The sequence below is a fragment of the Serratia sp. HMSC15F11 genome (genome assembly GCF_001808215.1).
GTDB classification, from domain to species: domain Bacteria; phylum Pseudomonadota; class Gammaproteobacteria; order Enterobacterales; family Enterobacteriaceae; genus Serratia; species Serratia nevei.
Genome location: NZ_KV792497.1, coordinates 51385 through 69565, shown reverse-complemented (window position 1 = coordinate 69565; position 18181 = coordinate 51385). Strand labels below are relative to the sequence as shown.

Sequence of the window (18181 nt, the reverse complement as noted above, 5' to 3'; positions counted from 1 at the left end):
AGCCGTCATTGTATTCACTGTCGCGGGGAAATATTTGATGTTATTGGTCAGATTAATAGGTCAAAACAGTGCATCCTGTTCCGGCCAGTCCGGTGGCGCAGGCAAATCGGGGATCGCCAGGCGTAGCTGCTGCCAAATTTTTTGCGCCTGCTGGGGCGAATCGCCGTTGTCCGGCGTATGAATAAACAGATAAGGCTGATGCTGTTGCTGCCACAGCGGCAGTTTTTGCTGCCAGGCTTCGAACCAGCGCAGGTTGTCGGCCAGCTGATCGCCGCCGATAAAGCGCACCAGAGGCTGGTCGGCGGTGACCAGTGCATGCACCGGCAGCTTCGGTTTTTTCTGCTGCGCATCACGCACGGCGGCGGTATGGGGGGCGGCGTGATGCACCGGGCGGCTGTCGAGGATCACCCGATTGATGCCGCGCTGGTGCAACCCCTGATTAAGCGCACGCTCTGCGTCGCCCTTGGCGAAAAACGCCGGATGACGCACTTCAACGCCGTAGGTGAATTCCTTCGGCAGGCTTTCGAAGAATTGCCACATGCGCGCCAGCTCGTCAGGGCCGAAGGCGGCGGGCAGCTGCAGCCACAGTTGGCCGATGCGCTGATGCACCGGGCTCAGGCAGTGGTAAAACGCCTGCAGCTCGGCGGCGCAGTTACGCAGGGCAGCCTTGTGGCTGATGTCCGACGGGAATTTGAAGCAGAAGCGAAAATCGTCGCCGGTCATGTCGCGCCAGCGCTGCACGATTTCCACCTTCGGCAGCGCGTAGAAGGTGGTGTTACCTTCCACGCAGTTGAAGTAGCGGCTGTAATCCGCCAAGTCTCGCAGCCCGATGCGGTTCCAGGCCGCATGTTGCCACTGCGGCAATCCGATGTAGATCACGGCGTCGACTTCCTTTACTTAGATCATCAGGCTACAACTTAACGTTACCGCTCGAGCGCGGCAAGAATTTCGCCGGTGTCGCGCACCCGTGCCAGACGTGGGAAGATGTGTTCGAAAGCAAAGCGGTGCATTTCCGCGTTCTGTGCGCTGCAGACGTCTTCGGCGATCACCAGTTCATAGCCGTGTTCCCAGGCGGCGCGAGCGGTGGACTCTACGCCAATATTGGTGGAGATGCCGCCCAGCACCACGGATTTGATGCTGCGGCGGCGCAGCTGTAAATCCAGATCGGTGCCGTAGAAGGCGCCCCATTGGCGTTTGGTGACCAGAATATCGCTGTCATTGACCGCCAGCGGTGCGGGGAACTCCCACCAACTGGCCGGCAAGCCGCAGGTGGGCGCGGGAGCCGGTTTGTCCACCGGCTGTTTCAGCGCTTCGGCGAAGGTGTCGGACCAGCCGACGCGCACCAGCAGCACCGGCGCGCCCAGCAGACGAAAACGCGCGGCCAGCAGGGCGGCGTTCGCCACCACCTGGTCGGCGCTGTGCGGGCCGCCGGCGTAGGGCAGAATGCCGTTTTGCAAATCGATCAGCACCAGGGCGGTGGTTTGGGCGTCAAGTTTCAGCATGGATTTCATCTCGTTGCGAAGTGGATAAAAGATGTTCGGCGCGCCAGGCGAGCAGCGTACGGCGCAAAACCGGGGGAGAATCAGGCTACGTGAAAAAACTGTCGCAGGTTAATGGGAAATTTGTTAATCGATGTGTTGATTCGAACAAAAACGCGCCATTTAGTGCAGTAACAATGCTGTGTTCGCACTTATCGGGCGGATGAATTTCCTTTATAATGACTCCCTTTTTTCAACACTCTTTAATCCAACGACCTATGCCGATTTATGAATATGCATGTGGTGCTTGCAACCATCGGTTAGAGAAATTGCAAAAATTTTCCGATGCGCCGCTGGCAGACTGCCCGGCGTGTGGGCAGCCCGCGTTGACCAAGTTGATCTCGTCCTCCGGTTTCCAGCTTAAGGGTACCGGCTGGTATGCGACGGATTTTAAACCGGGTAACAAGTAGAATTTATCAGATAACAGCCGCGCGACAGGGGCGCAGTAGCCCGGCGCGGCATCGGCTGTGTAAAAGGATAGCGTATGCGTACTGAATATTGCGGGCAGTTGAATCTGTCCCACGTGGGCCAGGAAGTCACTCTGTGTGGTTGGGTCAATCGTCGTCGCGATCTCGGCGGCCTGATCTTTATTGATATGCGCGACCGCGAAGGCATCGTGCAGGTGTTCTTCGATCCGGACCAGAAAGTGGCGTTCGACAAGGCCTACGACCTGCGCAATGAGTTCTGCATCCAGATCGTCGGCACCGTGCGTGCGCGTCCGGACAGCCAGATCAATAAAGATATGGCCACCGGCGAAGTGGAAGTGTTCGCCCACGCGCTGGAAATCATCAACCGCTCCGAGCCGCTGCCGCTGGACTCCAACCAGGTCAACAGCGAAGAAGCGCGCCTCAAATACCGCTACCTGGATCTGCGTCGCCCGGAAATGGCCGAGCGTCTGAAGACCCGCGCCAAAATCACCAGCTTCGTTCGCCGCTTCATGGACAGCCACGGCTTCCTCGATATCGAAACGCCGATGCTGACCAAGGCGACGCCGGAAGGCGCCCGCGATTACCTGGTGCCGAGCCGCGTGCACAAGGGCAAATTCTACGCGCTGCCGCAGTCCCCGCAGCTGTTCAAACAGCTGCTGATGATGTCCGGCTTCGATCGTTACTACCAGATCGTCAAATGCTTCCGTGACGAAGACCTGCGTGCGGACCGTCAGCCTGAATTCACCCAGATCGACGTCGAAACCTCCTTCATGACCGCCGATCAGGTGCGTGAAGTGATGGAGAAACTGGCGCGCGAACTGTGGCTGGACGTGAAGGGCGTGGATCTGGGCGATTTCCCGGTCATGACTTTCGCCGAAGCGATGCGTCGCTTTGGCTCCGACAAGCCGGACCTGCGTAACCCGCTGGAGCTGGTGGACGTGGCTGACCTGGTCAAAGACGTCGAGTTTAAAGTCTTCTCCGGCCCGGCCAACGACGCTAAAGGCCGCGTGGCGGCGATCCGCGTACCGGGCGGCGCACAGCTGACCCGCAAGCAGATCGACGAGTACGGCGCTTTCGTCAACATCTACGGCGCCAAAGGCCTGGCGTGGCTGAAAGTCAACGACCGCGCCGCCGGCATGGAAGGCGTGCAGAGCCCGATCGCCAAATTCCTCAGCGCGGACGTGCTGGAAGCGATCCTGGCGCGCACCGATGCGCAGACCGGCGATATCCTGTTCTTCGGCGCCGACAGCTTCAAGATTGTCACCGATGCAATGGGCGCGCTGCGTCTGAAGCTGGGTCGCGATCTGGCGCTGACGCAACTCGACAGCTGGGCACCGCTGTGGGTGGTTGACTTCCCGATGTTCGAAGAAGACGAAGAGGGCGGCCTGGCAGCCATGCACCACCCGTTCACCTCGCCGCGCGACATGAGCCCGGAAGAGCTGGCGGCAGCGCCGGTCAACGCCATCGCCAACGCCTATGACATGGTGATCAACGGTTACGAAGTGGGCGGCGGTTCGGTGCGTATCCACCGCAGCGAAATGCAGCAGACGGTGTTCAGCATTCTGGGCATTAACGAACACGAACAGCGCGAGAAGTTCGGCTTCCTGCTGGACGCGTTGAAGTACGGTACGCCGCCGCACGCCGGCCTGGCTTTCGGCCTGGATCGTCTGGTGATGCTGTTGACCGGCACCGACAACATCCGCGACGTCATCGCCTTCCCGAAAACCACCGCGGCGGCCTGTCTGATGACCGACGCACCGAGCTTCGCCAACCCGGCGTCGCTGCAGGAGCTGGCTATCAGCGTGGTAAAGAAAGCCGGTGCGGAACAAGAGAGCGAGTGATGAGTTACAAGCGCCCTGAATCTATCCTGGTAGTGATTTACGCGAAATCCAGTGGTCGGGTGCTGATGTTACAGCGGCGCGACGATACCGAGTTCTGGCAGTCGGTCACCGGCAGCCTGGAACAGGATGAGTCGCCGCCGCATGCCGCGCAGCGTGAAGTCATGGAAGAAGTCGGCATCGATATCGAAGCAGAGCACCTGCCGTTGTTCGATTGCCAGCGCTGCGTGGAGTTTGAACTCTTTGTCCATTTGCGACATCGCTATGCGCCGGGAACCACGCGCAATAAAGAGCACTGGTTCTGTCTGGCGTTGCCCGAGGAGCGCGATCCGGTGATTACCGAACATCACGCTTACCAATGGCTTGAGGCGGCCGAGGCCGTGAAGTTAACCAAGTCATGGAGCAATCAGCAGGCGATTGAAGAGTTCGTGATCAATTCAGTCCAGTAGTTTTTTTCGGAGATTTTTTTATGGCAGGTCATAGTAAGTGGGCCAACACAAAGCACCGTAAAGCGGCGCAGGACGCCAAGCGCGGTAAAATTTTCACCAAGATTATTCGTGAGCTGGTCACGGCCGCCAAGCTGGGCGGCGGCGATCCGGATTCCAACCCGCGTCTGCGCGCGGCGATGGACAAGGCGCTGTCGAACAACATGACGCGCGACACCATGAACCGTGCCATCGCGCGCGGGGTGGGCGGCGATGATGATACCAATATGGAAACCATCATCTATGAAGGTTACGGTCCTGGCGGCACCGCCGTCATGATCGAATGCCTGAGCGACAACCGCAATCGCACCGTGGCGGAAGTGCGCCACGCCTTCACCAAATGCGGCGGCAACCTCGGCACCGACGGTTCCGTGGCTTACCTGTTCACCAAGAAGGGCGTGATCACCTACGCACCGGGCTTGGATGAAGACACTGTGATGGAAGCGGCGCTGGAAGCCGGTGCGGAAGACATCGTGACCTATGACGATGGCGCCATCGACGTGTTCACCGCCTGGGAAAGCCTGGGCGCGGTGAAAGACGCGCTGACCGCGGCGGGCTTCGAAGCCGAAGCGGCGGAAGTGTCGATGATCCCATCGACCAAGGCCGACATGGACGCGGAAACCGCGCCTAAGCTGTTGCGCCTGATCGATATGCTGGAAGACTGCGACGACGTGCAGGAAGTTTACCATAACGGTGAAATCTCCGACGAAGTGGCGGCGACGCTGTAATCCGGTAAAACGGGCGCCGCCGTTCGGCGGCGCCGTGCATGCAAGGTGGATGTAGATATGGCGATCATACTCGGTATCGATCCCGGCTCACGCGTCACCGGCTATGGCCTTATCCGCCAGCAGGGGCGTCAGTTGAGCTATATCGCCAGCGGCTGCATTCGCACGGTGGTGGACGACATGCCGACGCGGCTGAAGCTGATTTACGCCGGCGTCAGTGAGATCATCACCCAGTTTCAGCCCGATTTCTTCGCCATCGAACAGGTGTTTATGGCCAAGAACCCGGATTCGGCGCTCAAGCTCGGCCAGGCGCGCGGCGTCGCGATCGTGGCGGCGGTGAATCAGAATCTGGAAGTGTTCGAGTATGCGGCGCGGCAGGTCAAACAGACCGTGGTCGGCACCGGCGCGGCCGAAAAGGCGCAGGTACAGCACATGGTGCGCTCGCTGCTCAAACTCTCGGCCAACCCGCAGGCGGACGCCGCCGATGCCCTGGCCATCGCCATCACCCACTGCCACCTCAGCCAGAACGTGCTGCGGATGAGCGAAGGGCGGTTGAACCTGGCGCGCGGGCGTTTGCGCTGACGCAAAGCGATGATTGCTCAGGCTGGATATTCATCCAGCCTTTTTTATGTTATAAGCTTTACCAGCAACGGCATGGCAGGGCGCCATGCCCGGTCATTCTGCAGGAGGGTAAATGATAGGTCGTCTCAGAGGAAATATTCTGGAAAAGCAGCCGCCGCTGGTGTTACTGGAGGCGAACGGCGTGGGCTATGAGGTACACATGCCGATGACCTGCTTTTACGAGCTGCCGGAACTGGGGCAAGAGGCCATCGTGTTTACCCACTTCGTGGTGCGTGAAGACGCGCAGCTGCTGTACGGTTTCAACGACAAGCAGGAGCGCGCGCTGTTCCGCGAGCTGATCAAGGTCAACGGCGTCGGGCCTAAGCTGGCGCTGGCGATCCTGTCGGGCATGTCCGCGCAGCAGTTCGTCAGCGCGGTAGAGCGCGAAGAGATCACTGCACTGGTCAAGCTGCCGGGCGTGGGCAAAAAAACCGCCGAGCGCCTGGTGGTCGAGATGAAAGACCGTTTCAAAGGGCTTAACGGCGACCTGTTCAACAGCAGCAGCGAGATCAGCCTGCCGTCCGCCGCCGACAAAGCGCCGGATGTGGACGCGGAAGCCGAGGCCGTTTCGGCGCTGGTGGCGCTGGGCTATAAGCCGCAGGAAGCCAGCCGCATGGTCAGCAAGATTGCCAAGCCGGGCGCCGACTGCGAAACCCTGATCCGCGACGCGCTACGCGCCGCCCTGTAAGGCCGAAAAGGGGTAGATAATGATTGAAGCCGATCGCCTGATTTCCGCCGAACCGATCAACGAAGAAGAGATCCTCGATCGCGCCATTCGTCCCAAGCTGCTGACCGAATACGTCGGCCAGCCGCACGTGCGCGAGCAGATGGAGATCTTCATTCAGGCGGCCAAGCAGCGCGGCGACGCGCTCGACCATTTACTGATCTTTGGCCCGCCAGGGTTGGGGAAAACCACCCTGGCCAACATCGTGGCCAACGAAATGGGCGTGAATTTGCGCACCACTTCCGGCCCGGTGCTGGAGAAGGCGGGCGATTTGGCGGCGATGCTGACCAACCTCGAACCGCATGACGTCTTGTTCATCGACGAAATCCACCGTTTGTCACCGGTGGTGGAAGAAGTGCTGTATCCGGCGATGGAAGACTACCAGCTGGATATCATGATCGGTGAAGGGCCGGCGGCGCGTTCGATTAAGCTCGATCTGCCGCCGTTCACGCTGGTGGGCGCTACTACCCGCGCCGGCTCGCTGACCTCACCGCTGCGCGATCGCTTCGGCATTGTCCAGCGGCTGGAGTTTTATCAGGTGGCGGATTTGCAGCACATCGTCTCGCGCAGCGCCGGGTGCCTGGGGTTGGAACTGTCCGACGAGGGGGCCCATGAAGTGGCGCGCCGGGCGCGGGGGACGCCACGTATTGCCAACCGTCTGTTGCGCCGGGTGCGCGACTTCGCCGAAGTGCGCGCCAACGGGGTGATCAGCGGTTCGGTGGCGGCGCAGGCGCTCGATATGCTCAACGTCGATGCCGAAGGCTTCGACTATATGGATCGCAAACTGCTGCTGGCGATTATCGACAAGTTTACCGGCGGCCCGGTCGGGCTGGACAACCTGGCGGCGGCGATCGGCGAAGAGCGCGAAACCATCGAGGACGTGATCGAGCCGTTCCTGATCCAGCAGGGCTTTATCCAGCGCACGCCGCGCGGCCGCCTGGCGACGCAGCATGCCTACCGGCACTTCGGGCTCGAGCGCGAAGCATAAGTTTTCCACCCGTCATAAAAAAGGGCCGCATCTGCGGCCCTTGTCATATCCCGGTTTTAATCAGGCCTGCTGTTTTTTGAACAGGCTCAGCGTGAACAGCACGGCTGCGCAGAGCACCACCGAAGGGCCGGCCGGCGTATCGTAAAACGCCGAGAAGGTTAGGCCGCCGGTGACGGCCACCATACCGAGCAGCACCGCGACGCCGGCCATCTGTTCCGGCGTGCGCGCGAAGCGGCGAGCGGTGGCGGCCGGAATGATCAGCAGTGAGGTGATGATCAGCGCACCGACGAATTTCATCGCCAGACCGATGGTCAAGGCGGTGACCAGCATCAACACGGTGCGTGCGCGCACCAGGTTAACGCCGTCGACGTGCGCCAGCTCCGGGCTGATGGTCATCGACAGCAGATCGCGCCACTGCCACCACAGCACCAGCAGCACCACGGCGACGCCGCCGGCGATCATCAGGATATCGCTCAGCGTGACCGACAGCAGATCGCCGAACAGGTAGGCCATCAGATCGACCCGCACGTTAGACATCAACGCCACCACCACCAGCCCGAGCGACAGGGCGCTGTGGGCCAGAATGCCGAGCAGGGTATCCACTGAAAGCTGCGGGCGGCGTTCCAGCCACACCAGGGCCAGAGCCAGCAGCAGCGTAATGGCGATCACCGCATAGAAGGGATTGATGTCCAGCAGCAGGCCAAAGGCGACGCCCAGCAGCGAGGCGTGCGCCAGGGTATCGCCAAAGTAGGACATGCGGCGCCAGACCACGAAGGAACCCAGCGGCCCGGCGGCGCCAGCCAACAGCACGCCGGCCAGCCAGCCGGGAAGTAACAGTTCAATCATGCTTCGCGGCTCCCGGTTTTCTTCAAAACAACTCTTCCCTGCAGATCGTGACGGTGGTTGTGATGGTGGCGATACACCGCCAGTTGCTCTGCGCCGCGGTTGCCGAACATGGCGATGAATTCGGGATGCATCGACACCACCTCCGGTGCCCCGGAGCAGCAGATGTGCTGATTAAGGCACAAGACCTCGTCGGTTTTCGCCATCACCAGATGCAGATCGTGCGAGACCATCAGCACGGCGCAGCCCAGCTCTTTACGCAGCTGATCGATGAGATCGTACAGCGCCAGCTGGCCGTTGACGTCCACCCCTTGCGTGGGTTCGTCCAGCACCAGCAGCTGCGGTTTGTTCAGCAGCGCTCGCGCCAGCAGCACGCGTTGGTTTTCTCCCCCGGAGAGCTTTTGCATCGGCTGGTCGAGCAGGTGAGCGGCGTGCACGCGCTTGAGCGCCGGCAAAATGTCGGCTTTCTTTACGCCGGGCTTGAGACGCATAAAGCGGCTGACGGTCAGCGGCAGGGTGGCGTCGAGGTGCAGCTTTTGCGGCACGTAGCCAATGCGCAGATCGGGCTCACGCTCCAGCGTGCCGGCGGTCGGTTTGACCAATCCCAGCACCACGCGCACCAGCGTAGACTTGCCCGCGCCGTTCGGACCCAGCAGCGTGAGAATACGGCCGGGTTGCAGGCTGAGGGAAATGTTCGACAGCACCTTGCGGCTGCCGAAGGCGACGGAGATATTTTTTAGCGTTATCAGTGTAGACATCTCGAGATTACAGGTTGCAGAACGAAGCGAATGTTATAATATCACGCCTTGTTGATGAAAACGATGGGATTACTGATGATGGCAAAGAAAAATAAATGGCTGCAGCGCACGCTGCTGGCCAGCGCACTGTTGATGGCCGGCCCGCTGAGCAGCGCTTCCGCTGCGGTGGTGACCTCGATTCGTCCGCTAGGCTTTATCGCATCGGCCATCGCCGACGGCGTGACGCCGACCGAGGTGTTGCTGCCGGACGGCGCTTCACCGCACGATTTTGCGCTGCGTCCTTCCGATATTCAGCGTTTGCGCTCTGCGGACCTGGTGCTGTGGGTCGGGCCGGATATGGAGGCGTTCCTGAACAAGGCGCTGGTGCCGATCTCGGCAACCCGCAAGCTGGCCATCAGCGAACTGCCGGCGGTGAAGCCGTTGCTGATGAAAGGCGAAGATGACGACGATCATGAACATGCAGGCGAAGCGCATAACCATGCCGATGACGATCATGGGCATCATCACGGCGAGTACAATATGCACGTTTGGCTGTCGCCGGAGATAGCAAAAGTGACCGCGATCGCGATTCACGACAGATTGTTGGAACTTATGCCGCAAAATAAGGACAAATTAGACGCAAACCTGCGCCAGTTCGAGAATCTGCTGACGCAAACTGACAAAAATGTTGGTAACATGCTTACGCCTGTGCAAGGTAAGGGTTATTTTGTTTTTCATGATGCTTACGGCTACTTTGAGAAACACTACGGTTTGAGTCCGCTGGGCCATTTCACCGTCAATCCCGAAATTCAGCCTGGAGCACAGCGCCTACACCAAATTCGAACACAGTTGGTTGAGCAGAAAGCGGTATGCGTTTTTGCTGAGCCACAATTCAGGCCGGCCGTAATCAATGCCGTCGCCAAGGGTACCAAAGTGCGTTCCGGAACGCTGGACCCGCTGGGCATCGGCATCGCGCTGGGGAAGGACAGCTACGGGAAATTCCTGACTCAGCTGTCAAACCAGTACGTGAGCTGCCTGAAGTAAAGCTTATGAGGATATTATCGAGTGCAGCAGATAGTCCGAACTATCGCTCTGGCGTATAACAACCTGCCACGGCCCCACCGCGTCATGCTGGGGTCGCTGACAGTCGTCACATTGGCCGTCGCTGTTTGGCGGCCTTTTGTTTACCACCCAGAACACAACCCCATTGCCAAGAGCGTCGAGTTAGAATCCAGCCAGATGCGGTCATTGCTCCCCGAAGCCAGTGAACCGATTGATGCCGACCAACCCACCCCCGATGACGAAATCCCGCAGGATGAGCTGGATCAAAAAGATGCCGGCGACGATGGCGTGCATGAATATGTGGTTTCCACCGGCGACACCCTCGGCAGCATTCTGACGCAGTACGGCATCGATATGTCGGATGTCACCTTGCTGGCTTCGCAAAACCGCGATCTGCGTAATCTGAAGATCGGCCAACAGCTGTCGTGGACCGTCAATGATGCGGGCGATCTGCAGCAGTTGACCTGGGAAGTTTCCCGCCGCGAAACCCGCACCTATGACCGCGTCGGCAATAGCTTCAAAGAGTCGAAAGAGGCGCAGCAGGGGGAATGGCGCAACAACGTGATCAGCGGCCGGGTTAACGGCAGCTTCGTCAGCAGCGCCGGCGACGCCGGGCTGAGCCGTAACGAAATCAATGCGGTGATCAAGGCGCTGCAGTGGCAGCTCGATTTCCGCAAGCTGCGCAAAGGCGACCAGTTCTCCGTGCTGATGTCGCGCGAGCATTTCGACGGTAAAAAATCGCAAAGCCAGCTGTTGGGCGTGCGTCTGCGCACCGGCGGCAAAGATTACTATGCGATCCGCGCCGAAGACGGCAAATTCTACGATCGCCAGGGCTCTGGCCTGGCGCGCGGCTTCATGCGTTTCCCGACCATGAAACAGTTCCGCATCTCCTCCAACTTTAACCCGCGTCGCGTGAACCCGGTGACCGGCCGCGTGGCGCCGCACAAGGGCGTCGATTTTGCCATGCCGGTCGGCACGCCGGTGTTGGCGGTCGGTGACGGTGAGGTGGTGATCGCCAAACGCAGCGGCGCGGCGGGCAACTATGTGGCGATCCGTCACGGTCGCCAGTACACCACGCGCTATATGCACCTGAAAAAACTGCTGGTGAAACCGGGCCAGAAGGTGAAACGCGGCGATCGCATTGCGCTTTCCGGCAACACCGGGCGTTCCACCGGGCCGCACCTGCACTTTGAACTGTGGACCGGCCAACAGGCGGTGAACCCGCTGACGGCCAAGCTGCCGCGTTCCGAAGGGCTGAGCGGCAAAGACCGCAGCGATTATCTGGCGCAGGTGAAGGAAGTGGTTCCTCAGCTGCAGCTGGATTAATACCCCCTTTTTCCGGCGCTTCGGCGCCGTCAATTTCATCGGCCTGATTGCGGGCCGATGCTGTTTTATCTGGGCGGTTCGCGGTTGTTAATTGCAAAATCGGTGATGGCAATTATGATTAGCCGAATCGCTAAGCGAAGAGCATGTGCATGCAAAACGAGAAGAAATCGAACGTAGAGTTCATCCCGCAGTTTCAGAAAGCCTTTTTATATCCGCGCTACTGGGGCGTGTGGTTGGGAACCGGCCTGATGGCCGGCATTTCGCTGGTACCTGCGCGCCTACGCGATCCGGTGCTGGGGGCGGTCGGCAAACTGGCCGGCAAGCTGGCGAAGGGCGCACGCCGTCGTGCCCGCATCAACCTGCTGTATTGCTTGCCGGAGCTGCCGGAAAGCGAACGCGAGCACATCATCGACCAGATGTTTGCCTGCGCGCCGCAGTCGATGGTGCTGATGGCGGAACTGGCCTGCACCAAGCCCGAGAAAGTGCTCAAGCGCGTGCGTTGGCACGGTGAAGAGGTGTTGGACAAGATCCGGGCGGAAGGGCGCAACGTCATTTTCCTGGTGCCACACGGCTGGGCGGTGGATGTGCCGGCGATGCTGATGGCCGCGCGCGGCCAACCGATGGCCGCGATGTTCCACAATCAGCGTAATCAGCTGATCGACTACCTGTGGAATGCCGTGCGGCGTAAATTCGGCGGCCGCATGCACGCGCGGAACGACGGCATCAAACCGTTTATCAGTTCGGTACGGCAGGGGTATTGGGGCTACTATCTGCCCGATCAGGATCACGGCGCCGAGCACAGCGAGTTCGTCGATTTCTTCGCGACCTATAAGGCGACGCTGCCGGCGGTAGGCCGGTTGATGAAAGTGTGTCGTGCGGCGATCGTGCCTTTATTCCCGGTGTACGACGGCAAAACCAGCATGTTGGACATTTATATCCGCGAGCCGATGGATGACCTGGCCGAAGCCGACGATCCGCGCATTGCCCGCCGCATGAACGAAGAGGTGGAAAATCTGGTGGGCCCGAACCCGGAGCAGTACACCTGGATCCTCAAACTGCTGAAGACGCGCAAGGAAGGGGAGATTGAACCTTACTCGCGCGACGATCTGTATCGTTAATCCTGTCTCCCGCTAACGCCGGCCGGGCCACAACCCGGCCGGCGTCTCTTCAGATGTGCACCATACAGCCGCGAGCCCGCAGGATGTCGACGACTTTAGGCGTGCGGGTGAAATCATTCCAGCGCAGGTCCAGCTTGCGCAGGCGGCTCAGTTCGCCGAGGCTTTCCGGCAGGTCGCTCAGGCGGTTGGCGCGCAGGTCCAGACTTCTCAGCGCCGTCAGCTCGCCGGTATTTTCCGGCAGACGCGACAGTTGATTGAAACGCAGGTTCAGCTCGCTCAACCGCGGCAGCCGGCAGAAGGCCTGCGGCAGCTCGGCGATGGCATTGTTAGCCGCGTCGAGTATCTCCAGCTCACCGAGCTGAGCCATTTCCGCCGGCAGCGAAGTCAGGGCATTTTTCATGATATGCAGTTCGCGCAGCGCGCGAAGTTGCCCGATTTCGGCGGGCAGGCTGCCGATGCGGTTGTTGTATAAACGCAGCTCCTGCAATGCAACAAGCCTCGGTATTGCCTGTGGTAAAGCGGTTAAATGGTTGTCGGTCGCGTTGAGGTAAACCAACTGCTGCAGCTGCGCCAGCGAGCGCGGCAGCTCGCTAAAGCCGTTATCGCTCAGATAGAGGTATTTCAACCGATGCAGCTGCCCCAGTTCTTCGGGGAGTTCGCTTGCGCGATTGTGGCCAAAGTCGAACATCTCGAGCTGTTGCAACTGGCCAATCTCCGGCGGCAGGCGGTCGAGCTGATTACAGGAGATATTCAGCACCCGCAGATTTCGGTGCCGGAAGATCGGGGTGGGGAAGGCCGTCAGCAGATTGTCGTACAGGCTAATCTTGCGCAGCGCGTGGCCGGCTAACGGCGACTCGTCGAGCTGCGTCAGGCCGTGGCCGTCGAGATCGAGCTCATCACCGCTCGCTGCGGGAGTGTGTTGGTGGAGCATGGCGTTCTCCGTCTTTTATGGCGGTGTCAGGGCAAAAAAAAATGCCGGCCAACGTGAGCCGGCCGGCATTTCGTCTGCGGCGTGGATTATTCGACGCGCAGGATACGGCTGGTATTGGTGGTGCCGACGGTTTCCATCACGTCGCCCTGGGTGACGATCACCAGATCGCCGGAGACCAGGAAGCCTTTGTCGCGCAGGCGATTGACGGCTTCATTGGCGGCGATCACGCCGTCTTTGTGGCTGTCGAAATACACCGGCGTCACGCCGCGATACAGCGCGGTCAGGTTCAGCGTGTGCTCATGACGCGACATGGCGAAGATCGGCAGGCCGGAGCTGATGCGCGACATCATCAGCGCGGTACGGCCGGACTCTGTCATGGCGATCAGTGCGGTAACGCCTTTCAGGTGGTTGGCGGCATACATCGAAGACATGGCAATCGCTTCTTCGATGTTGTCGAACTGCACGTCCAGGCGGTGTTTGGAGACGTTGATACTTGGGATCTTCTCGGCGCCCAGACAAACGCGCGCCATCGCCGCCACGGTTTCCGCCGGGTATTGGCCGGCGGCGGTTTCCGCCGACAGCATAACGGCGTCGGTGCCGTCCAGCACGGCGTTGGCCACGTCCATGACTTCGGCGCGGGTCGGCATCGGGTTGGTGATCATCGACTCCATCATCTGGGTCGCGGTGATCACCGCGCGGTTCAGGGTACGGGCGCGGCGGATCAGTTTCTTCTGAATGCCGACCAGTTCCGGATCGCCGATTTCGACGCCGAGGTCGCCACGGGCAACCATGACCACGTCTGAGGCCAGAATAATGTCGTCCATCGCTTCGTCGCTGCAGACCGCTTCGGCGCGCTCAACCTTGGACACGATCTTGGCATTGCAGCCGGCGTCGCGCGCCAGGCGGCGAGCATAGTTCAGGTCTTCACCGGTACGCGGGAAGGAGACCGCCAGGTAATCGACGCCAATCTTGGCGGCGGTCACGATGTCTGCCTTGTCTTTCTCGGTCAGCGCTTCGGCCGACAGGCCACCGCCGAGTTTGTTGATGCCCTTGTTGTTGGACAGCGGGCCGCCGACGGTGACTTCGGTAAACACTTTCATGCCCTGAACTTCGAGCACTTTCAGCTGAACGCGGCCGTCGTCGAGCAGCAGGACATCGCCCGGCACCACGTCGGCAGGCAGGCCTTTATAGTCGATACCGACTTTTTCTTTATCGCCTTCGCCTTTTGACAGGTTGGCGTCCAGCAGGAATTTATCGCCCACGTTGAGGAAGATTTTGCCTTCCTTGAAGGTGGACACGCGGATTTTCGGCCCTTGCAGATCGCCGAGAATAGCGACGTGACGTCCCAGTTTGGCGGCGATTTCACGCACTTTGTCAGCGCGAACCTGGTGGTCTTCCGGGCTGCCGTGGGAGAAGTTAAGCCGAACTACGTTGGCGCCGGCGGCAATGATCTTTTCCAGATTATTGTCGCGGTCTGTAGCCGGACCCAGGGTGGTAACGATTTTGGTTCTTCTGAGCCGTCTGGACATGTATTACTCCGTTGACTGGTGAAGCAAATATTGGTGTTGCGATAAACGTCGGATAACGAAACCAGGCGTGAAATGTAATTTTACAACACTGATATTTCACCCGGGTTACCCGCATGAGCATATTAACAGGGTACAGCCTCTGATGCCGTCATTCAAATGTCTGTTGAACGGCGATTTTTTCTTCGTCAGGTCACGAGTCAAAACTGTTGGGAATGACCACCCCTTTATCAAAGCGCGATTCTTTGAGCGCTTCTTTGACCCGCTTCAAGTTATCTCTGAATTTAGCCCCTCTGCGCAAGGTAAATCCGGTGGCGAGCACGTCAATGAGCGTTAATTGCGCGATCCGCGACACCATCGGCATGTAAACGTCGGTGTCTTCGGGCACATCGAGCAGCAAAGGGAGGGTCGCCGCCTGAGCGAGCGGGGTGTCGCGCGAGGTGATAGCCAATACCGTGGCGTCGTTTTCTCGCGCCAGGTGAGCCATCTCCACCAGATTCTTGGTGCGGCCGGTGTGTGAGATCAACACCACCACGTCCCCTTCGCCGGAGTTCATGCAGCTCATGCGTTGCATAACGATGTCATCGAAGTAGACCACCGGGATATTGAAGCGGAAAAATTTGTTCATCGCGTCGTGCGCCACCGCCGCGGAGGCGCCCAGGCCGAAGAAAGAGATCTTTTTTGCCTGGGTGAGCAGGTCAACCGCACGATTGATTGCGGCAATATCCAAATTTGCCTTTACTGTATCCAGGCTGGCCATGACCGATTCGAAGATCTTGCTGGTATAGGAATCGACGCTGTCGTCTTCCTCAACGTTACGGTTTACGTAGGGCGTGCCGTTAGCCAGGCTTTGGGCGAGGTGCAGTTTGAAATCGGGAAAGCCTTTGGTATCAAGGCGGCGGCAAAAGCGGTTGACGGTAGGTTCGCTGACGTCGGCCATGCGCGCCAGCGTGGCAATGCTGGAGTGAATGGCGGTCTGTGGGGAGGCCAGGATCACCTCGGCGACTTTCCTTTCAGATTTGCTCAGGAGTTCCAGATGGCTCTGGATTTTGTCCAGCGTATTCATATAACGAGAGTCACTCATGGTTTTATCCCTGTGGCTTTCAAGCAACAGCGCCGAATTTCGCCCGTGTTCGCCGCGCACGCAGACGCCAAACGAGCGGCTGTAACCTGGAATCGATAGGGTATGTCGATTTCAAACAAAGGAGAAATCAATGCCGGTTTAGTGAAAATATACTACGTGCTGGTAACCGTTGGCAGTCTCGACAGGGCGTATGCAGGCTTTTTTCACCAGAATATGACCTGTGTCTAACTTTCATAATGGTAACAGAGCGTCAAAAAAGACGAAAAATTACAGTTTTGCCCGCCTGTGCGGGCTCTGGCGTGCATTGGCGCTACCGCTGGAATCTTGAGGTCTTTTTTCCTGCTTCTGCACCGGGTTTGCTGGCCGTAGTCAAACAGAGTACATTAGTAATGTAAGAAAATTACAAATATCCTGCAACGAGGAGATGAACATGGCGGTAACCTCTACAGCCCAGGCGTGTGACCTGGTTATTTTCGGCGCGAAAGGTGATTTGGCGCGCCGTAAGCTGCTGCCTTCCCTGTACCAGTTAGAGAAAGCCGGACACATCCACCCGGATACGCGGATCATCGGCGTCGGCCGCGCGGAGTGGGATAAAAAAGCGTATACCGAAGTGGTCAAGGAAGCGCTTGGCACCTTCATGAAAGAAAAGTTGGATGATGAACTCTGGGCCACGCTGAGCGCACGCCTGGACTTCTGCAATCTGGACGTCAACGACAGCAAGAACTTTACCAAACTGGGTAAAATGCTGGATCAGAAACACCGTACCACCATCAACTACTTCGCCATGCCGCCAAGCACCTTCGGCGCCATCTGCAAAGGGTTGGGCGAAGCCAAGCTGAACCATGAGCCGGCGCGCGTGGTAATGGAAAAACCGTTGGGCACCGATCTGGCGTCCTCCCGCGTGATCAACGATCAGGTAGCGGAGTATTTCAACGAATCCCAGGTTTACCGTATCGACCACTATCTCGGCAAAGAGACGGTGCTGAACCTGTTGGCGCTGCGTTTCGCCAACTCGCTGTTCGCATCCAACTGGGATAACCGCACCATCGATTCGGTGCAGATCACCGTGGCGGAAGAGGTGGGCATCGAAGGGCGTTGGGGTTACTTCGACCAGGCCGGCCAGATGCGCGACATGATCCAGAACCACCTGCTGCAGATCCTGACCATGATCGCCATGTCGCCGCCGGCGGATCTGACCACCGACCGTATCCGCGACGAAAAGGTGAAGGTGTTGCGCTCGCTGCGCCGTATCGATCAGACCAATGTACGGGAAACCACCGTGCGCGGTCAGTACACCGCCGGTTTCGTCCAGGGCAAGAAAGTGCCGGGTTATCTGGAAGAGGAAGGGGCGAACAAGAGCAGCAGCACCGAAACCTTCGTCTCCATCCGCGTGGATATCGACAACTGGCAATGGGCCGGGGTGCCGTTCTACCTGCGTACCGGTAAACGTCTGCCGACCAAATGCTCGGAAGTGGTGGTGTACTTCAAAAACCCGCCGCTTAACTTGTTCAGCGATTCTTACCAGCAGCTGCCGCAGAACAAGCTGACCATCCGCCTGCAGCCGGACGAAGGCATCGAAATTCAGGTGCTGAACAAGGTGCCGGGGCTGGATCACAAGCACCGTCTGCAGACCACCAAGCTGGACCTGAGCTTCTCGGAAACCTTCAACCAGGAGCACGTGGCGGACGCCTACGAGCGCCTGCTGCTGGAGACCATGCGCGGCATTCAGGCGCTGTTCGTGCGCCGCGATGAAGTGGAAGAAGCCTGGAAGTGGGTCGACTCCATCATGGACGCATGGAAAGCCGACAACGAGGCGCCGAAGCCTTATCAGGCGGGCACCTGGGGGCCGGTGGCCTCGGTGGCGATGATCACCCGCGACGGCCGTTCCTGGAACGAGTTCGAGTAATGCGCAATGCCGGCAGCCTGTCTGCCGGCTTTTTTTTGCCTGCGATCTGCGCGTGGGCCACATCACTTACGGTACGGCCGGACGTCCGCGCATTTGCGCGGAGCCCTGTGGCAGGGGCGTGCCATTGTTAACCGCGAGTAATGGAGAAATAACGATGAAAAACTGGAAAACCAGCGCCGAGCAGATCCTGACGGCAGGGCCGGTGGTGCCTGTTATCGTGATCAACAAGCTGGAGCAGGCGGTGCCGCTGGCGAAAGCGCTGGTTGCCGGCGGCGTGCGGGTACTGGAGGTGACGCTGCGC

Annotated in this window: 18 protein-coding genes and 1 pseudogene; 12 read left to right on the top strand and 7 right to left on the bottom strand. The window is 59.3% G+C overall.

Features of this window, described 5'->3' with window-relative positions; genetic code table 11:
* Positions 1–60: 60 nt before the first annotated feature.
* Positions 61–876, bottom strand: a complete 816-nt coding sequence (locus tag HMPREF3138_RS20020; RefSeq protein WP_094300737.1) for a DUF72 domain-containing protein — start codon at positions 874–876, stop codon at positions 61–63.
* 47 nt (positions 877–923) lie between these two features.
* Entirely contained in the window at positions 924–1502 is a 579-nt protein-coding gene (locus HMPREF3138_RS20015) for a hydrolase (protein WP_038877352.1), read from the bottom strand.
* Between the two features lie 215 nt (positions 1503–1717).
* On the opposite strand from HMPREF3138_RS20015, the gene HMPREF3138_RS25815 reads away from it, so the two are divergent.
* The 7 genes from HMPREF3138_RS25815 to ruvB all read left to right on the top strand — a co-directional run bounded on the left by HMPREF3138_RS25815 (position 1718) and on the right by ruvB (position 7347).
* Positions 1718–1948: an FmdB family zinc ribbon protein gene (locus HMPREF3138_RS25815; protein ID WP_320204121.1), complete on the top strand. Its 231-nt coding sequence runs from the start codon at positions 1718–1720 to the stop codon at positions 1946–1948.
* A gap of 74 nt (positions 1949–2022) precedes the next feature.
* Positions 2023–3807 (top strand): aspartate--tRNA ligase, encoded by a 1785-nt coding sequence (gene aspS, locus HMPREF3138_RS20010; protein ID WP_038877125.1) that lies wholly within the window; start codon positions 2023–2025, stop codon positions 3805–3807.
* Entirely contained in the window at positions 3807–4253 is a 447-nt protein-coding gene (gene nudB, locus HMPREF3138_RS20005; RefSeq protein WP_019452808.1) for a dihydroneopterin triphosphate diphosphatase, read from the top strand. Before aspS ends, nudB begins: the two co-directional genes overlap by 1 nt.
* 20 nt (positions 4254–4273) lie before the next feature.
* The gene (locus HMPREF3138_RS20000; RefSeq protein WP_033647638.1) at positions 4274–5017 is read left to right on the top strand and encodes a YebC/PmpR family DNA-binding transcriptional regulator; all 744 of its coding nucleotides are present in this window, start codon (positions 4274–4276) and stop codon (positions 5015–5017) included.
* Between the two features lie 57 nt (positions 5018–5074).
* Positions 5075–5596 (top strand): crossover junction endodeoxyribonuclease RuvC, encoded by a 522-nt coding sequence (ruvC, locus tag HMPREF3138_RS19995; protein WP_004932367.1) that lies wholly within the window; start codon positions 5075–5077, stop codon positions 5594–5596.
* Between the two features lie 112 nt (positions 5597–5708).
* On the top strand, positions 5709–6323 hold the full coding sequence (ruvA, locus tag HMPREF3138_RS19990; RefSeq protein ID WP_038877128.1) for a Holliday junction branch migration protein RuvA: 615 nt from the start codon (positions 5709–5711) through the stop codon (positions 6321–6323).
* A gap of 19 nt (positions 6324–6342) precedes the next feature.
* Positions 6343–7347: a Holliday junction branch migration DNA helicase RuvB gene (gene ruvB, locus HMPREF3138_RS19985; RefSeq protein WP_038877130.1), complete on the top strand. Its 1005-nt coding sequence runs from the start codon at positions 6343–6345 to the stop codon at positions 7345–7347.
* 60 nt (positions 7348–7407) lie between these two features.
* On the opposite strand, the gene znuB is transcribed toward ruvB, so the two are convergent.
* Positions 7408–8193 (bottom strand): zinc ABC transporter permease subunit ZnuB, encoded by a 786-nt coding sequence (znuB, locus tag HMPREF3138_RS19980; protein ID WP_038877132.1) that lies wholly within the window; start codon positions 8191–8193, stop codon positions 7408–7410.
* Entirely contained in the window at positions 8190–8948 is a 759-nt protein-coding gene (znuC, locus tag HMPREF3138_RS19975; protein ID WP_038877134.1) for a zinc ABC transporter ATP-binding protein ZnuC, read from the bottom strand. The genes znuB and znuC overlap by 4 nt, the downstream gene beginning before the upstream one ends.
* Before the next feature lie 78 nt (positions 8949–9026).
* On the opposite strand from znuC, the gene znuA reads away from it, so the two are divergent.
* The 3 genes from znuA (at position 9027) to lpxM (ending at position 12433) form a co-directional block, all read left to right on the top strand.
* A complete protein-coding gene (znuA, locus tag HMPREF3138_RS19970; RefSeq protein WP_038877353.1) occupies positions 9027–9971 on the top strand; it encodes a zinc ABC transporter substrate-binding protein ZnuA in 945 nt (314 codons plus the stop codon).
* A gap of 21 nt (positions 9972–9992) precedes the next feature.
* The gene (gene mepM, locus HMPREF3138_RS19965) at positions 9993–11315 is read left to right on the top strand and encodes a murein DD-endopeptidase MepM (RefSeq protein WP_038877136.1); all 1323 of its coding nucleotides are present in this window, start codon (positions 9993–9995) and stop codon (positions 11313–11315) included.
* Between the two features lie 149 nt (positions 11316–11464).
* The gene (gene lpxM / locus HMPREF3138_RS19960) at positions 11465–12433 is read left to right on the top strand and encodes a lauroyl-Kdo(2)-lipid IV(A) myristoyltransferase (RefSeq protein WP_015378127.1); all 969 of its coding nucleotides are present in this window, start codon (positions 11465–11467) and stop codon (positions 12431–12433) included.
* Positions 12434–12482: 49 nt separating this feature from the next.
* On the opposite strand, the gene HMPREF3138_RS19955 is transcribed toward lpxM, so the two are convergent.
* The 3 genes from HMPREF3138_RS19955 to HMPREF3138_RS19945 all read right to left on the bottom strand — a co-directional run bounded on the left by HMPREF3138_RS19955 (position 12483) and on the right by HMPREF3138_RS19945 (position 15956).
* On the bottom strand, positions 12483–13364 hold the full coding sequence (locus HMPREF3138_RS19955) for a leucine-rich repeat domain-containing protein (protein WP_038877140.1): 882 nt from the start codon (positions 13362–13364) through the stop codon (positions 12483–12485).
* Between the two features lie 86 nt (positions 13365–13450).
* A complete protein-coding gene (gene pyk / locus HMPREF3138_RS19950) occupies positions 13451–14893 on the bottom strand; it encodes a pyruvate kinase (protein WP_038877142.1) in 1443 nt (480 codons plus the stop codon).
* Between the two features lie 190 nt (positions 14894–15083).
* Complete coding sequence (locus HMPREF3138_RS19945; protein WP_038877144.1) at positions 15084–15956, bottom strand: MurR/RpiR family transcriptional regulator; 873 nt, start codon at positions 15954–15956, stop codon at positions 15084–15086.
* Between the two features lie 448 nt (positions 15957–16404).
* On the opposite strand from HMPREF3138_RS19945, the gene zwf reads away from it, so the two are divergent.
* Both zwf and HMPREF3138_RS27245 read left to right on the top strand, forming a co-directional pair.
* Entirely contained in the window at positions 16405–17880 is a 1476-nt protein-coding gene (zwf, locus tag HMPREF3138_RS19940) for a glucose-6-phosphate dehydrogenase (protein WP_019452799.1), read from the top strand.
* A 154-nt stretch (positions 17881–18034) separates the two neighbouring features.
* Positions 18035–18181: pseudogene (locus HMPREF3138_RS27245) on the top strand (keto-deoxy-phosphogluconate aldolase); the annotation flags it as partial.

Bases quoted from the DNA above. Each gene is read 5' to 3' on its own strand.
- HMPREF3138_RS20015 (WP_038877352.1), bottom strand. From the start codon at position 1,502: ATGCTGAAACTTGACGCCCAAACCACCGCCCTGGTGCTGATCGATTTG.
- HMPREF3138_RS25815 (WP_320204121.1), top strand. From the start codon at position 1,718: ATGACTCCCTTTTTTCAACACTCTTTAATCCAACGACCTATGCCGATT.
- aspS (WP_038877125.1), top strand. From the start codon at position 2,023: ATGCGTACTGAATATTGCGGGCAGTTGAATCTGTCCCACGTGGGCCAG.
- nudB (WP_019452808.1), top strand. From the start codon at position 3,807: ATGAGTTACAAGCGCCCTGAATCTATCCTGGTAGTGATTTACGCGAAA.
- HMPREF3138_RS20000 (WP_033647638.1), top strand. From the start codon at position 4,274: ATGGCAGGTCATAGTAAGTGGGCCAACACAAAGCACCGTAAAGCGGCG.
- ruvC (WP_004932367.1), top strand. From the start codon at position 5,075: ATGGCGATCATACTCGGTATCGATCCCGGCTCACGCGTCACCGGCTAT.
- ruvA (WP_038877128.1), top strand. From the start codon at position 5,709: ATGATAGGTCGTCTCAGAGGAAATATTCTGGAAAAGCAGCCGCCGCTG.
- ruvB (WP_038877130.1), top strand. From the start codon at position 6,343: ATGATTGAAGCCGATCGCCTGATTTCCGCCGAACCGATCAACGAAGAA.
- znuB (WP_038877132.1), bottom strand. From the start codon at position 8,193: ATGATTGAACTGTTACTTCCCGGCTGGCTGGCCGGCGTGCTGTTGGCT.
- znuC (WP_038877134.1), bottom strand. From the start codon at position 8,948: ATGTCTACACTGATAACGCTAAAAAATATCTCCGTCGCCTTCGGCAGC.
- znuA (WP_038877353.1), top strand. From the start codon at position 9,027: ATGGCAAAGAAAAATAAATGGCTGCAGCGCACGCTGCTGGCCAGCGCA.
- lpxM (WP_015378127.1), top strand. From the start codon at position 11,465: ATGCAAAACGAGAAGAAATCGAACGTAGAGTTCATCCCGCAGTTTCAG.
- HMPREF3138_RS19955 (WP_038877140.1), bottom strand. From the start codon at position 13,364: ATGCTCCACCAACACACTCCCGCAGCGAGCGGTGATGAGCTCGATCTC.
- pyk (WP_038877142.1), bottom strand. From the start codon at position 14,893: ATGTCCAGACGGCTCAGAAGAACCAAAATCGTTACCACCCTGGGTCCG.
- HMPREF3138_RS19945 (WP_038877144.1), bottom strand. From the start codon at position 15,956: ATGAATACGCTGGACAAAATCCAGAGCCATCTGGAACTCCTGAGCAAA.
- zwf (WP_019452799.1), top strand. From the start codon at position 16,405: ATGGCGGTAACCTCTACAGCCCAGGCGTGTGACCTGGTTATTTTCGGC.